The organism is Streptomyces phaeoluteigriseus, assembly GCF_001896135.2.
GTDB classification, from domain to species: Bacteria; Actinomycetota; Actinomycetes; order Streptomycetales; family Streptomycetaceae; genus Streptomyces; species Streptomyces phaeoluteigriseus.
This window is the reverse complement of the sequence record NZ_MPOH02000019.1, coordinates 249,077-263,361: the sequence shown is the minus strand read 5'-3', so window position 1 is coordinate 263,361 and position 14,285 is coordinate 249,077. Positions and strand designations below refer to the sequence as shown.

Annotated in this window: 13 protein-coding genes and 1 pseudogene; 9 read left to right on the top strand and 5 right to left on the bottom strand. The window is 71.2% G+C overall.

Translation table 11 applies throughout. From position 1 onward, the window contains the following. Positions 1-114 precede the first annotated feature (114 nt). The 5 genes from BM536_RS30790 to BM536_RS30770 all read left to right on the top strand — a co-directional run bounded on the left by BM536_RS30790 (position 115) and on the right by BM536_RS30770 (position 5,949). On the top strand, positions 115-1,767 hold the full coding sequence (locus BM536_RS30790) for an ABC transporter ATP-binding protein (protein ID WP_073498597.1): 1,653 nt from the start codon (positions 115-117) through the stop codon (positions 1,765-1,767). After that, on the top strand, positions 1,764-2,885 hold the full coding sequence (locus BM536_RS30785) for an ABC transporter permease (protein ID WP_073498599.1): 1,122 nt from the start codon (positions 1,764-1,766) through the stop codon (positions 2,883-2,885). Before BM536_RS30790 ends, BM536_RS30785 begins: the two co-directional genes overlap by 4 nt. Next, positions 2,885-4,144, top strand: coding sequence for an ABC transporter permease (locus BM536_RS30780; RefSeq protein ID WP_073498601.1), 1,260 nt, complete (start codon positions 2,885-2,887; stop codon positions 4,142-4,144). The genes BM536_RS30785 and BM536_RS30780 overlap by 1 nt, the downstream gene beginning before the upstream one ends. Further along, entirely contained in the window at positions 4,141-4,542 is a 402-nt protein-coding gene (locus BM536_RS30775) for a cytidine deaminase (RefSeq protein ID WP_073498603.1), read from the top strand. The genes BM536_RS30780 and BM536_RS30775 overlap by 4 nt, the downstream gene beginning before the upstream one ends. Before the next feature lie 129 nt (positions 4,543-4,671). Then, a complete protein-coding gene (locus BM536_RS30770) occupies positions 4,672-5,949 on the top strand; it encodes a thymidine phosphorylase (RefSeq protein WP_211362981.1) in 1,278 nt (425 codons plus the stop codon). Between the two features lie 81 nt (positions 5,950-6,030). Here BM536_RS30770 and BM536_RS30765 read toward each other — a convergent pair whose 3' ends face one another. Continuing rightward, on the bottom strand, positions 6,031-7,218 hold the full coding sequence (locus BM536_RS30765) for a GDSL-type esterase/lipase family protein (protein ID WP_094103761.1): 1,188 nt from the start codon (positions 7,216-7,218) through the stop codon (positions 6,031-6,033). A 4-nt stretch (positions 7,219-7,222) separates the two neighbouring features. Beyond that, positions 7,223-7,801: a TetR/AcrR family transcriptional regulator gene (locus tag BM536_RS30760; protein WP_073499338.1), complete on the bottom strand. Its 579-nt coding sequence runs from the start codon at positions 7,799-7,801 to the stop codon at positions 7,223-7,225. A 98-nt stretch (positions 7,802-7,899) separates the two neighbouring features. Here BM536_RS30760 and BM536_RS30755 point away from each other — a divergent pair, with 98 nt between their 5' ends. Beyond that, positions 7,900-8,286: an STAS domain-containing protein gene (locus tag BM536_RS30755; RefSeq protein ID WP_143651041.1), complete on the top strand. Its 387-nt coding sequence runs from the start codon at positions 7,900-7,902 to the stop codon at positions 8,284-8,286. Here the strand turns inward: BM536_RS30755 and BM536_RS30750 are convergent. Further along, positions 8,170-9,186 carry a sigma-70 family RNA polymerase sigma factor gene (locus tag BM536_RS30750; RefSeq protein WP_073499334.1) on the bottom strand — a complete coding sequence of 339 codons (1,017 nt, stop codon included), beginning with the start codon at positions 9,184-9,186 and terminating at the stop codon, positions 8,170-8,172. The genes BM536_RS30755 and BM536_RS30750 overlap by 117 nt on opposite strands. Before the next feature lie 164 nt (positions 9,187-9,350). Next, a pseudogene (locus tag BM536_RS30745) lies at positions 9,351-10,639 on the bottom strand (MFS transporter). A gap of 63 nt (positions 10,640-10,702) precedes the next feature. Between BM536_RS30745 and BM536_RS30740 the strand changes: the two are divergent. Continuing rightward, positions 10,703-11,653 carry a LysR family transcriptional regulator gene (locus BM536_RS30740; RefSeq protein WP_073499332.1) on the top strand — a complete coding sequence of 317 codons (951 nt, stop codon included), beginning with the start codon at positions 10,703-10,705 and terminating at the stop codon, positions 11,651-11,653. Positions 11,654-11,687: 34 nt separating this feature from the next. Here BM536_RS30740 and BM536_RS30735 read toward each other — a convergent pair whose 3' ends face one another. Beyond that, entirely contained in the window at positions 11,688-12,449 is a 762-nt protein-coding gene (locus BM536_RS30735; protein ID WP_073499330.1) for an alpha/beta hydrolase family protein, read from the bottom strand. A gap of 113 nt (positions 12,450-12,562) precedes the next feature. Here BM536_RS30735 and BM536_RS30730 point away from each other — a divergent pair, with 113 nt between their 5' ends. Both BM536_RS30730 and BM536_RS30725 read left to right on the top strand, forming a co-directional pair. Further along, positions 12,563-13,720: an adenosine deaminase gene (locus tag BM536_RS30730; RefSeq protein WP_073499328.1), complete on the top strand. Its 1,158-nt coding sequence runs from the start codon at positions 12,563-12,565 to the stop codon at positions 13,718-13,720. Between the two features lie 139 nt (positions 13,721-13,859). Next, complete coding sequence (locus BM536_RS30725; protein ID WP_073499326.1) at positions 13,860-14,213, top strand: ATP-binding protein; 354 nt, start codon at positions 13,860-13,862, stop codon at positions 14,211-14,213. Positions 14,214-14,285: the final 72 nt, after the last annotated feature.

Genomic DNA, 14,285 nt, shown 5'->3' with positions numbered 1-14,285 from the left:
TCGGAACGGATCGAGACTGACCGAGAGGTCAATCAAGATCGATCAGGTCCGGGCACTATTTAAAGCAGGGGCGCTACGCGCGTAGAGCGGCCCCTTTCCCGAGGAGAGTGCGCCATCGACGCGTCCAGCAGCCCTCCGCTCACCGCCCCGTCGACAGTCGCGGTAGAGCTCGCGGGCATCACCAAGCGATTCCCCGGTGTCGTCGCCAACCACGACATCCACCTGAGCGTCCGCAAGGGCACCGTGCACGCCCTCGTCGGCGAGAACGGCGCCGGCAAGTCGACCCTGATGAAGATCCTCTACGGCATGCAGAAGCCGGACGAGGGCACCATCGCGGTCGACGGCGAACAGGTGAGCTTCTCCAGCCCCGCCGACGCCATCGCCCGCGGCATCGGCATGGTCCACCAGCACTTCATGCTCGCGGACAACCTGACCGTCCTGGAGAACGTGGTGCTCGGCAGCGAGAAGCTGCACGGCATCGGCGGCGGCGCCCGCAGGAAGATCAAGGAGATCTCCGACCGCTACGGCCTCGGCGTACGCCCCGACGCCCTGGTCGAGGACCTCGGTGTCGCCGACCGCCAGCGCGTGGAGATCCTCAAGGTCCTCTTCCGCGGCGCCCGCACCCTGATCCTCGACGAGCCGACCGCGGTCCTGGTCCCGCAGGAGGTGGCGGCGCTCTTCGCCAACCTGCGCGAGCTGAAGTCCGAGGGCCTCTCCGTCATCTTCATCTCCCACAAGCTGGGCGAGGTCCTGTCGGTGGCCGACGACATCACGGTCATCCGGCGCGGTACGACGGTCGGCACGGCCGTTCCCGCGAAGACGACCCCCCGCCAGCTCGCCGAGATGATGGTCGGCAGCGAACTGCCCACCCCGGAGACCGCCGAGTCGACGGTCACCGACAAGCCCGTCATCAAGGTCGAGAACCTCACGGTCTACGCGAGCGGCGGCGCCTCCCTGGGCCCGGAGTCCGAGCCCGTGGGCCCCGGCTCCCTGGTCGAGGCGGCCGGCGAGGTCAAGAAGGTCCTCGACGACGTCTCCTTCACCATCCACGCCGGTGAGGTCATGGGCATCGCCGGCGTCGAGGGCAACGGCCAGACCGAGCTGATCGACGCGCTGATCGGCACCAGGGACGCCGACTCCGGCACCATCGCCTTCCTCGGCGAGGACATCACCCCCTGGCCGACCCGCAAGCGCCGTGAGCAGGGCGTCGGCTACATCCCCGAGGACCGCCACCGCCAGGGCCTGCTCCTGGAGGCCCCGCTCTGGGAGAACCGCATCCTCGGCCACGTCACCGAGGCCCCCAACGCCAAGGGCTTCTGGCTGAACCCCAAGGGCGCGCAGGACGACACCCGCCGGATCGTCCAGGAGTACGACGTCCGCACCCCCGGCATCGACGTCACGGCCGCCTCCCTCTCCGGCGGCAACCAGCAGAAGCTGATCGTCGGCCGAGAGATGAGCCACAACCCCAAGTTCCTGATCGCCGCCCACCCCACCCGCGGTGTGGACGTCGGCGCGCAGGCCCAGATCTGGGACCGCATCCGCGAGGCCCGCCGCGAGGGCCTGGCGGTGCTGCTGATCTCGGCCGACCTGGACGAGCTGATCGGCCTGTCGGACACCCTCCGGGTGATCTACGACGGCAGGCTGGTCGCCGACGCCGACCCGGCGACCGTCACCCCCGAGGAACTCGGCTCGGCCATGACCGGCGCCGCGTCCGGGCACCTCGAGCACGTCGAAGAAGAAGCCGCCCCGGAGGACGAGGCCCGATGAAGAAGTTCGACAAGGAGCGCCTGCTCCTCGCGGTGGCCGGCCCGGTCATCGCGCTGGTCTCGGCGATCCTGCTGACGTCGATCGTGCTGATCGCCTCCGGCAAGAACCCGTTCGAGCCGTACCGGCTGATGCTGGAGCAGGCCGGGTTCTCCGACGTCCAGGTCCTGATCGTCAACCAGGCCTCGCTGTACTACATCGCCGCCCTCGCGGTCGCCCTCGGCTTCCGCATGAACCTGTTCAACATCGGTGTCGACGGCCAGTACCGCCTCGGCGCCATGATGACCGCCGTGGTCGGCGCGCACGTGTCGCTGCCGTCCTTCCTCCAGGTCCCGCTGCTGCTCCTGGTCGGCGCGCTCACCGGCGCCATGTGGGCGGGCATCGCGGGCGTCCTGAAGGTCACCCGCGGTGTCAGCGAGGTCGTCGCGACGATCATGCTCAACGCGATCGCCACCAGCCTCATCGGCTACCTCACGCTCCGCGAGAACTTCGGCGTCCTACTCGGCGACAATGTCACCACCGGCGTCATGAAGGAGTCCGGCTGGGTCCCCGGCATCGACCTGGGCCAGGACGTCGGCGAGATCTACGGCCTGGTCTTCCTCGCCGTCGCGCTCGGCATCGGCTACTGGATCGTCCTCAACCGCACCCGCTTCGGCTTCGACCTGCGCGCCACCGGCGAGTCCGAGACCGCCGCGGCGGCCTCCGGCGTCAACGCCAAGCGCATGGTGCTCACCGCGATGCTGATCTCCGGCGCAGTCGCCGGCATCTCCGGTCTGCCGCTGCTGCTCGGCGACGCCCACACCTACAGCCTCAGCTTCCCGGCCGGCCTGGGCTTCACCGCCATCGGCATCGCCCTCCTCGGCCGCAACAACCCCGGCGGCATCGCGCTGGCCGCCCTCCTGTGGGCCTTCCTCGACAAGACGTCCCCCGCCCTCGACTACGCCACCCCGGTGGCGTACGAGAAGGAGATCGCCACGATCATGCAGGGCCTGATCGTCTTCGCGGTCGTCATCTCCTACGAGGCCGTGCGCCAGTGGGGTCTGCGCCGTCAGCAGAAGCTGGTCGGCGCCGAGCTGGCCGCGGCCGCCAACAACAACGCCAAGAAGGAGGTGGCGGCCTGATGTCCACCGCGACCATCGCCAAGCCGCAGGCGAAGCCCGGCAAGGGCGGCCGCCGCATGTCTCTCCCGGTAATCCTGCTGATCATCGCGGGAGTGCTGGTCCTCACCTCGATCGTCCGCCTGATCTCCGGCGCGGACGGCATCACCTCGACCGGCCAGATGTCCACCGCGCTGCGCCTGGCCGTGCCGATCGGCCTCGCCGGCCTCGGCGGCCTGTGGGCCGAGCGCGCGGGCGTCGTCAACATCGGCCTCGAGGGCATGATGGTCCTCGGCACCTGGTTCGGCGCCTGGGCCGGCTACCAGTGGGGCCCGTGGACCGGTGTCGCCTTCGGCATCATCGGCGGCGCGCTCGGCGGTGTCCTGCACGCCATCGCCACCGTGACGTTCAAGGTCAACCACATCGTCTCCGGTGTGGCGCTGAACATCCTGGCCCTGGGCACCACCCGCTACCTGTCGAAGTTCACCTTCGAGGACGCCCCGCAGGGCTCCTCCAAGCAGTCCCCGCCGATCGAATCGCTGGGCACCTTCGACATCCCCGGGCTGTCCGGCTGGCTGGAGACCCTGAACGACAAGCACTGGTTCCTGGTCTCCGACATCGCCGGCCTGGTCGGCGGTCTGGTCACCAACCTCTCCCCGCTGACCGTCGTCGCGGTCGCCCTCGTCCCCGCCACCTGGTGGGTGCTGTGGCGGACCGCCTTCGGCCTGCGGCTGCGCTCCTGCGGCGAGAACCCGGTGGCCGCCGAATCCCTCGGCGTCAACGTCTACAAGTACAAGTACATCGCCGTGATCGTCTCGGGCGGTTTCGCCGGCCTCGGCGGCGCCTTCCTGTCGATCGTCGCCTCGAACGTGTACCTCGACGGCCAGACCGCCGGCCGCGGCTACATCGGCCTCGCCGCGATGATCTTCGGCAACTGGATGCCGGGCGGCCTCGCCCTCGGCGCGGGCCTGTTCGGCTACACCGACAGCCTGAACCTGCGCGGCGGCACCACCAACGTGCACGCCCTCATCCTGCTCCTCGCGATCCTGCTGGTCATCGGCGCGGCCTACCTGGCCTGGAAGAAGAAGTACGTCTCCGCCGTCGTCACCCTGGTGATCTCGGCCCTGATGTTCCTCTGGTACACCAGCGTGGACGAGGTCCCGCGCCAGGTCGTCTCCGCGGCCCCGTACGTCGTGACCCTGCTGGTGCTGTCGCTCTCCGCGCAACGCCTGCGCATGCCCAAGGCCGACGGCCTGCCCTATTACAAGGGGCAGGGCAAGTGACCCCGGCCGCCGCCGTCGACTGGGACGCCCTGCGCGAGCTGGCCCGTGAGGCCATGCGCCACGCGTACGCCCCGTACTCGGACTACCCGGTCGGCGTGGCGGCCCTGGTCGACGACGGCCGTACCGTCTCCGGCTGCAACGTCGAGAACGCCTCCTACGGCATCGGCCTGTGCGCGGAGTGCGGTCTGGTCTCGGAGCTGCAGCGCACCGGCGGCGGCCGCCTCACCCACTTCACCTGCGTGGACGGCCGGGGCGAGATCCTCGTCCCGTGCGGCCGCTGCCGCCAGCTGCTGTACGAGTTCGGCGGCCCGGACCTGCTGCTGGAGACGCCGGCCGGGATCCTCCCGCTGGCAAAGATGCTCCCGCAGGCCTTCGGCCCGGACCACCTCACCAAGTGACTCCCGTGCGGCCCCTCTGACCCGCGTGAACCGGGCAGAGGGGCCGCACACTTTCTCGGCACCGATCTCTGCACCCCGCAAGCTCCGGCCCCTGCGAAGCTTGTGTCCCTCGGAAGGAAAGCCATGGCCATGGACGCCATCTCCGTCATCCGCACCAAGCGGGACCGCGGTGAACTCAGCGACGAACAGATCGACTGGGTCATCGACGCGTACACCCGTGGCGAGGTCGCCGACGAGCAGATGTCCTCGCTCGCCATGGCGATCCTGCTCAACGGCATGAACCGCCGTGAGATCGCCCGCTGGACGGCCGCGATGATCGCCTCCGGCGAGCGCATGGACTTCTCGTCCCTGTCCCGCCCGACCGCCGACAAGCACTCCACGGGCGGCGTCGGCGACAAGATCACCCTCCCGCTGGCCCCCCTGGTGGCGGCCTGCGGCGCGGCCGTCCCCCAGCTCTCGGGCCGCGGCCTCGGCCACACCGGCGGCACCCTGGACAAGCTGGAGTCGATCCCCGGCTGGCGCGCGCTCCTGTCCAACGAGGAGATGCTGCACGTCCTCGACACCACCGGCGCCGTGATCTGCGCGGCGGGCGACGGCCTGGCCCCCGCCGACAAGAAGCTCTACGCCCTGCGCGACGTCACCGGCACGGTCGAGGCGATCCCCCTCATCGCCTCGTCGATCATGTCGAAGAAGATCGCCGAGGGCACGGGCTCCCTGGTCCTGGACGTGAAGGTCGGCACCGGCGCCTTCATGAAGACCATCGAGGACGCGCGCGAGCTGGCCTCCACGATGGTGGGTCTCGGCACCGACCACGGCGTGCGGACCGTCGCACTCCTCACCGACATGTCCACCCCCCTCGGCCTCACCGCGGGCAACGCCCTGGAGGTCCGTGAGTCGGTCGAGGTCCTCGCGGGCGGCGGCCCTGCCGACGTCGTCGAACTGACCCTCGCCCTGGCCCGCGAAATGCTGGACGCGGCCGGGGTGAAGGACGCCGACCCGGCGAAGGCCCTCGCCGACGGCTCCGCGATGGACGCCTGGCGTCGCATGATCACCGCCCAGGGCGGCGACCCGGACGCCCCCCTCCCCACCGCGCGGGAACAGCACGTCGTCAAGGCCCCGGCCACCGGCGTCCTCACCCGCCTCGACGCCTACGGCATCGGCGTCGCCGCCTGGCGCCTGGGCGCCGGCCGCGCCCGCAAGGAGGACCCGGTACAGGCGGGCGCCGGCATCGAACTCCACGCCAAGCCCGGCGACACGATCACCGAGGGCCAGCCCCTCCTGACCCTCCACACCGACACCCCCGAGCGCTTCGCCTACGCCCTGGAATCGGTGGAGGGCTCCTACGACATCGCGGCCCCGGGCACGCGTCACGAGGCGTCCCCGGTGGTTCGGGAGCGCATCGCGTAAACAGCCCGACCGGCGTTCGAGGCCGAGGCCGTTCAGGCCGAAAGCGGGGGTGTGGGGGCGCGCCCCAGGGTCCCGGGGCCCTCACCCGGCCCCGACCCCTTCGCCGAAGGCCCCTTCGCCGAAGACGGCCGCCGCGAACCGCTCGCCCATCAGCCGATGGGTCGCCGCATCCGGATGCAACTGGTCGGGCAGCGGCAACTCCGACACGTCCCCCTCCCCGTACAGCTCCCGCCCGTCGAGGTAGTGCAGGTGCGGATCGTCGGCCGCCCGCTGCGCGACGATCCGCGCCAGCTCCTCCCGGATGACCCGCAGGGTCAGCTTCCCGCCCGCCACCTCCGCGGGATCCCCCATGGGCACGAACCGCAGCACCCCCTGCTCCAGCCCCCGGAAATCAGGCGCACTGGGCCCGGGCGTGTCCTCGTGCATGGGGCACAGGACGGGCGACACGACCATCAGCGGCGTACGGGGATGCCCCTCCCGCACGGTGTCGAGGAACCCGTGCACGGCGGGCCCGAACGCCCGCAGCCGCATCAGGTCCGTGTTGACGAGGTTGATGCCGATCTTGATGCTGATCAGGTCGGCCGGGGTGTCCCGCAGGACGCGGGCGACGAACGGATCGAGCAGCGCGCTCCCGCCCAGCCCCAGGTTGACCAGTTCCACCCCGCCCGCCCGGGCGGCGACCGCGGGCCAGATACCGGTCGGACCGGCGGCGTCCGAGCCATGGCTGATGGAACTGCCGTGGTGCACCCAGAGCCGTCGGTCGGGGGTGCCCGCGGGCTCCACGGGCGCGTCGGTGCGCAGGGCGACGAGTTCGGTGGTCTCGTTGTGCGGCAGCCAGATCTCGATGTCCTTCGCGCCCTCGGACAGGTCCGTGAAGCGCAGCGTGCCGGGCCGGCCGGGCCGACGCTCGGAGGTCCCCGCCATCATGTCGATGACGAGCACGTGCCCCGCCGGCACGGTGCCCTGGCCCGCGGGGCGTCCGTCGACGACCAGGTCGTAGAGCCCGTCCGGCCGGGGCGGGGCGCCCACGTACTGCCGCTTGGTGGGGAGCGTGTCCAGCTCGACGGCGGTGGCCCGGGTACGGAAGGCCAGCCGGACGCCGGACGGCTGGGACTCGGCCATGGCCAGCTGCTCGTCGGCGCACTGGGCGCGGGCCCAGGCCGGCAGGCGGTGCGGCAGGAGGCCGTGCTCGGTGCGCTCGGTCTCCAGGGCGCCGCGCAGGAGGCCGGCGGTGATGGGGGTGGTGGTCCAGCGGGTCTCGGGAGACATCGCTTCAGCCTGCTTCCGTGGTCGGCCAGTTCCGCAGCAGCGCGTCGAGGGCGTCGAGGATGCGGGACCAGGACGCCTGGGAGTCGGGGGCACTATGGCTGAAACCGCCGGCCTGTTCGAGGCTGACGTATCCGTGGAAGACGCTGCCGAGCAGCCGGACGGCGTGAGTCTGGTCCGGTTCGTCGAGGTCGTAGCCCCGCAGGATGGCCCGGGTCATCTGGGAGTGCCGTGTCCCGGCACTGGCCGCGGCGGCCTCCGGGGTGAGCCGGAACTGGGCGGCGGCATAGCGTCCGGGGTGGTCGTGGGCGTAGTCGCGGTAGACGTCGGCGAGGGCGGTGAGGGCGTCCTTGCCGGAGCGGCCGGCCAGCGCGGCGGAGCCCCGGTCGGCCAGTTCCTCCAGGGCCAGCAGGGCGATGCGCGTCTTGAGGTCGTGCGAGTTCCTCACATGTGAGTACAGGCTCGCGACCTTGACGTCGAACCGGCGGGCCAGCGCCGAGACGGTCACCTGATCGAAGCCGACCTCGTCGGCCATGTCCGCGCCCGCCCGGGTCAGCCGATCCGGGGTCAGGCCCACGCGCGCCATGACAGCTCACCATGTCCTCTCGCCAGACAGTGGACCTCAGTGTGCATTTGGCTAAAGGTTTTAGGCAAATGAGGGCTTGGCTTAGCCCCACGGCGACGATGAGTTACGCGAACACGGCCGGTCTACCCCCCGTGGACGCGACGACACCCCCCGTACTCACCCTCGCCGGCCCCCTCGCGCGGAGCCGGGTGGGGGGACTCTGCGACGACCTGCGGGCCCTGCTGGAGCGCGCCGCGGGCGGCGTGGTCGTATGCGAGGTGGCCGGACTCGGGGCGCCGGGGGTGACGACCGTCGACCTGCTGGCACGGCTCCAGCTGACCGCCCGCCGGGGTGGTGGACGCATACGCCTGCGCGCCCCCGACCCGGCGCTACTCGCCCTGCTCGACCTGGTCGGCCTCCGCTTCGAGGTGGAGGGGGACCCCGAACAGCGGGAACCACCGCTCGGTGTCGAGGAAGAAGTGGAATCCGGTGAGGCGGCCGTCTGAGATCTCCAGGACCTGAACCGCCCAGGGCGTGAAGCCGCCCTTCTCCGGGTCCGGCTTGTACTGCGCGAAGCCCGGCAGGCCGTTGACCTCGACCGGCAGCAGACGCGACCCCTCGCAGGCCGAGCCCATCGTCGTCATGAAGCCCGCGATGTCGTCATGGCCGGTCAGCCACAGGTCGAACGGCGGCATCGTCATGACGGCGTCCTCGTGGAGGAGCGCCGTCATCGCCGACATGTCGTACCCCTCGAAGGCCGCCACATAGCGCTCCAGGAGCTTCTGCTGCTCCTCGTCCAACGGGTCGGAGACCGCCGCCTCGGCACCTCGGTCGGCGCGCTCGGCGAGGGTCGCGCGGGCCCGCTGGAGCGCACTGTTCACCGAGGCGACCGAGGTGTCCAGCAGTTCGGCGACCTCGCTCGCCCTCCACGCCAGCACCTCGCGCAGGATCAGCACGGCCCGCTGCTTCGGCGGCAGTTGCTGGAGCGCGGCCATGAAGGCCAGCCGCACCGACTCCTTGGCGACGGCCGCCTCCGCCGGGTCCTCGACCGTGGGCAGCACGCGCGCGTCGGGCATGGGCTCCAGCCAGGTGTTGTCCGGACGGGGCGAGAGCGCCGCCCTGGCGAGGGGCGTGGACTCGGAGAGGTCCATCGGGCGGGCCCGCTTGTTGCCCGCGTTCAGCATGTCCAGACAGACGTTCGTCGCGATGCGGTACAGCCAGGACCGCAGACTGGAACGGCCCTCGAACTTGTCGTAGCTCCGCCAGGCGCGCACCAGGGTGTCCTGCACCGCGTCCTCCGCCTCGAAGGAGGAACCGAGCATGCGGTAGCAGTACCCCGTCAGCTCGACCCGGTGTTTCTCCAGCCTGGCGTCGAGATCGTCCACCGTCGCCGTACTGTCACTCATCGTCGTCCACCCACCCCTGTGGCCGTTCTGTCACGCGCCTGTGCGCCCCGGTACTTCGGAAGCTACCGCAGCCCACTGACAACGGCTCCCCGACTCGGCGAACCCGCAGGTCGGGCGGGTGGTGGTGAGGTGCCCCCGAAGGGGCACCCAGGGAGGAGAGCGCCTCAGTGCGCGGCGACCAGCGGCTGCCGGCGTGCCGCCCGGGTCCCGAACACCGTGATCGTCACGACGCCGAGCACCGCCAGGACGCCCACGCCGACCGTGCCCGCCCAGCCGCCCGCGTGGAACGCCACCGCGCCCACCGTGCTGCCCGCGCTGGAGCCGATGTAATAGGCGGACTGGTAGAGCGCCGAGGCCTGCGCGCGGCCGGTCGTCGCCGTCTTGCTGACCGCCGAGGACGCCACCGCGTGCCCGGCGAAGAAGCCCGCCGTGATCAGCACCAGACCCAGCAGCACCAGGAGGAGCGAGTCCGCGAGGGAGACCAGCAGGCCCAGGGCCGTGGTGCCGCCCGCCAGATACAGGGCCCCGCGCCGGCCCAGTCGGCCGACAAGCCGGCCCGCCGTCGACGCGGACACCGTGCCCACCAGATAGACCAGGAAGACCGAGCCGACGATGCCCTGCGGCAGCGAGAACGGTGCCTCGGTCAGCCGGTAGCCGATGACCGTGTACACACCGCCGAAGACGGTCATGAACAGCGCGCCGATGGCGTACAGGCGGCACAGCAGCGGGTCGGCCAGGTGATCGCGGACCGTGCGCGCCAGCACCCGCGGACGCAGCGAGCCCGGCGTGAAGTGCCTCGGCGCCGGCAGCAGCAGCCGGAAGGCGATCGCACAGGCCACCGCGACCGCCCCGATCACGCCGACCGCGACCCGCCAGCCCCACTCCTGCGCGACCCAGCCGGTGATGACCCGGCCGCTCATCCCGCCGACGCTGTTGCCCGCCACGAACAGGCCGATCGCCGTCACCAGGAACCGAGGCCGGACCTCCTCCGCGAGATACGCGGTGGCGGACGCCGGCAGACCGGCCAGCGCCGCCCCCTGGAGGCCCCGCAGCACCACCAGTGAGCCCAGCGAAGGCGCGAAGGGGACCAGCAGCCCCACGCTCACCGCGACCGCCAGCGAGCCGGTCATCACCGTACGGCGGCCGTAGCGCTCCGACAGGGCGCTCATCGGCAGCACGAACAGGGCCAGCCCACCGGTCGCCGCCGCCACCGTCCAGCTCGCGTCGCTCGCCGCGACCCCGAACTCACCGGAGATCAGCGGCAGCAGCGCCTGCGTGGAGTACAGCAGGGCGAAGGTCGCCACCCCGGCCAGGAAGAGGGCGAAGCTCATCCGGCGGTAACCGGGACCGCCCGGAGCCATCAGGGTGTCGGAGGGGGAGGCGGGGGAGGCGGCGGCGGGAACGGTCGGGACGCGCCCACGCTGGTGGACGCCCCGGTACTGGCGGGAGACATGCATCGAACGTACGGACCGCCCCGCTCATCCGTCCAATGCATGGAATCGCCATAATCGTTCCCATGGCGCATCAGCACAGGTCACAGGGTCAGCTGTCACCGTCCGGTGACACGGAAGACATCGTCACACTGCTCGCCCCGCGACTCGCGTACTTCGCGGGCGTCGCCCGCACCGAGCACGTCACGCGAGCCGCACAGGAGATGCAGGTCCCGCAGTCCACCCTGTCGCGGGCCATGGTCCGCCTCGAACAGGACCTCGGCGTCGACCTCTTCGCCCGCCGCGGCCGCACCGTCTCCCTCACGCCCGCCGGACGCACCTTCCTCACCTCCGTCGAACGCGCCCTCGCCGAGGTCGAGCGGGCCGCCGACGAGGTGCGCGCCGACGCCGACGCGGCCACCGGAAAGGTCGCCTTCGGCTTCCTGCACACGATGGGCGCCGAGACCGTCCCCGGCCTGATCCACGCCTTCCGCGCCGACCACCCCCGGGTCCGCTTCAGCCTCGTCCAGAACTACGGAGAGGCCATGCTGGAGCGGCTGCGCGCCGGTGAACTGGACCTGTGCCTGACCTCGCCCGTCCCGGACGCCCCCGACCTCGTCGGCCGCCGCCTCGACGAGCAGAAACTGCGCCTCGTCGTCCCCGCCGACCACCGCCTCGCCGCCCGCCGGCGCGTCCGCCTCGCCGAGGCCGCCGACGAGACCTTCGTGACCCTGGAACCCGGCTACGGTCTGCGCCGCATCACCGACGACCTCTGCCGGCAGGCCGGCTTCCGCCCGCGGATCGCCTTCGAGGGCGAGGAGGCGGAAACCCTGCGCGGCCTGGTCGCCGCGGGCCTGGGCGTGGCCCTGCTCCCACCTCCCGCCGTCCCCCGCCCCGGAGTGGTCGAACTGACGGTCACGGCCCCGAGAGCGGCCCGTGAGATCGGCGTCGCCTGGCTGGACGGCCACCCGGACACGCCCCCGGTGGCGGCCTTCAAGAAGTTCCTGCTGTCGAGAAGGGGCAACCTGCTGCCGTAGACAGGGCGCTCACTCGCCGCGCACCGCCCGCCGCCTACCGCCGCAACGACCGTCCGAACCCCGAAGCCAACGGCATCCGCAGCCCCAGGGGCGGCGGAGCCGCGAACGCGTCCTCGACCGGGCGGGAGAGCGCCTGCCCGAACAGTGCCCCCATCACGAAGTCCTCGCACAGGCACAGCACTTCGGCGCGGTGCTGATGCAACCCGTGTCCGTCGGAGTGCACTTCGAACCGGCACACGTCCCGGTTCGCCTTCTTCGCCCGCGCCGCCAGCCGGAACGACAGCTCCGGATCGGTCCGTTCGTCGTTGGTGCCGTGCACGATCAGCACCCGCCGTCCCGCCAACTGCTTCACCGGTTCGGGTGGCACCGCCACGTCCTCCTCCGGCAGCCAGGGGGCGACCGCCAGGACCGAGGTGACCGCCTCGTGGCCACCCGCGTGCAGCGCGGCCCGCCCGCCCATGTCGACCCCGGCCAGGCACACCGGGACGTCCCCGTAGCGCCGTACGATCTCGTCGGCCGCCCAGGAGGCGTCGGCGGCCAAGTGGGCCTCGCTGCCGTTCCAGCCGCGGTAGCGGTACTGCACGACATGCACGGCCAGGCCCTCCTCCCGCCCCGCGCGGGCGAGTTTGCGCCCGAGGGCGCGGACGGAGGCGCTCGGCCACAGCGGTGAGGGTCTGCGGGCGGAGACCTCCTCGCCCTCGGGGAGCAGCAGCACCGCCCCACTCACCGACTGCGGCTCCGGACCGATGGCCCTCCCCAGCCTGGCCGACCGAAGCGGCGTCGCTTGCTGTCCCATGACAGAACAGTGTCAGAAGCGCCGGTGTACTCCACCCGGCCGTGCGGTCACCGTTGCGTATCGACCGAGTTGACCGCCGAGCGATCTACGCGCGTAGGAGTTAGGGTGCGAAAATGACGAGCCAGAGCATCCAGAAGGGCGCCATCCCCAGCCCGGATCAGATCCGCCGGGCGCCCAAGGTTCTGCTGCACGACCATCTCGACGGCGGGCTGCGTCCCGGCACGATCGTCGACCTCGCCCGGGACGCCGGGTACACCCGGCTCCCCGAGGCCGACCCCGACAAGCTCGGGATCTGGTTCCGGGAGGCCGCCGACTCCGGGTCCCTGGAGCGGTACCTGGAGACCTTCTCCCACACCGTCGGCGTCATGCAGACCCGCGCGGCGCTGGTGCGGGTCGCCCGCGAGTGCGCCGAGGACCTCGCCGAGGACGGCGTCGTCTACGCCGAGGTGCGATACGCGCCCGAGCAGCATCTCGACGGCGGCCTCACCCTCGAGGAGGTCGTCGAGGCCGTCAACGAGGGCTTCCGGGAAGGCGAGCGGCTCGCCCGCGCCAACGGCCACCGGATCCGCGTCGGCGCCCTGCTCACCGCGATGCGGCACGCCGCCCGCGCGCTGGAGATCGCCGAACTCGCCAACCGCTACCGCGACCTGGGCGTGGTCGGCTTCGACATCGCCGGCGCGGAGGCGGGCTACCCGCCCACCCGGCATCTCGACGCCTTCGAGTACCTCAAGCGCGAGAACAACCACTTCACCATCCACGCGGGCGAGGCCTTCGGGCTGCCGTCCATCTGGCAGGCCCTCCAATGGTGCGGCGCCGACCGGCTCGGGCACGGCGTCCGCATCATCGACGACATCGAGGTCGCCGAGGACGGCTCGGTGAAGCTCGGACGGCTCGCCTCGTACGTCCGCGACAAGCGCATCCCGCTGGAGCTGTGCCCCAGCTCCAACCTCCAGACCGGGGCCGCCGCCTCGTACGCCGAGCATCCGATCGGACTGCTGCGGCGGCTGCACTTCCGGGCCACGGTCAATACGGACAACAGGCTCATGTCCGGCACCAATATGAGCCGGGAATTCGAGCACCTTGTCGACGCGTTCGGTTATGTGCTCGAAGATCTCCTGTGGTTCTCCGTCAATGCTATGAAGTCAGCATTCATCCCTTTCGATGAACGGCTGGCCATGATCAATGACGTGATCAAGCCCGGATATGCGGAACTGAAGTCCGAATGGCTGTTCCAGCAGACCGCCTCCACCAGCGGTTCCACGGACAACTGAGTCCGAATTTCCGATAATTCCGGCTCCGGGTGCGGACGGGTCTTCACGATCCGTCCGCATTTCGTTGTTTGCGGAGAGCGGCGTCCCGTGTTTACGGTCGTGGACCGCTCAGTTCCCCGTATTCGAGGACGCATTCATCATGAAGCAGTCTGCAGTCAAGACCCTCGGTGTCGCCGCCCTCGGCGCCGCCTTCGCCGCCGCCGGTGCGGGCGCCGCCAACGCCGCCCCGGCCGTCCCGGACGCCACCCAGACCCTGGACGGTGTCACCAGGACGCTGCCGGCGGAGAACGTCGCCCAGGCCCTGCCGGGCGCCGGGGACGCCCTCGCGCAGGCCCAGCCGGCGCTCGGCGCGGGTCTGACCGCCGTCCAGCCCGTTGCCGAGCAGTTGCTCGCCGAAGGCCCCACCGCCCCCGTCGCGGGTCTGCTCGGCGGTCTGCCGCTCCAGGGCCTGCCCACGCACGGGCTGCCGGTGAACGGGATCCCGCTCGGCTGAACCACCCCCGCACGTACGCCTCGCGCGCCCTTTTTCTCCGGGCGCGCCCCGACGGCGTCGCGCTCGCCAGCC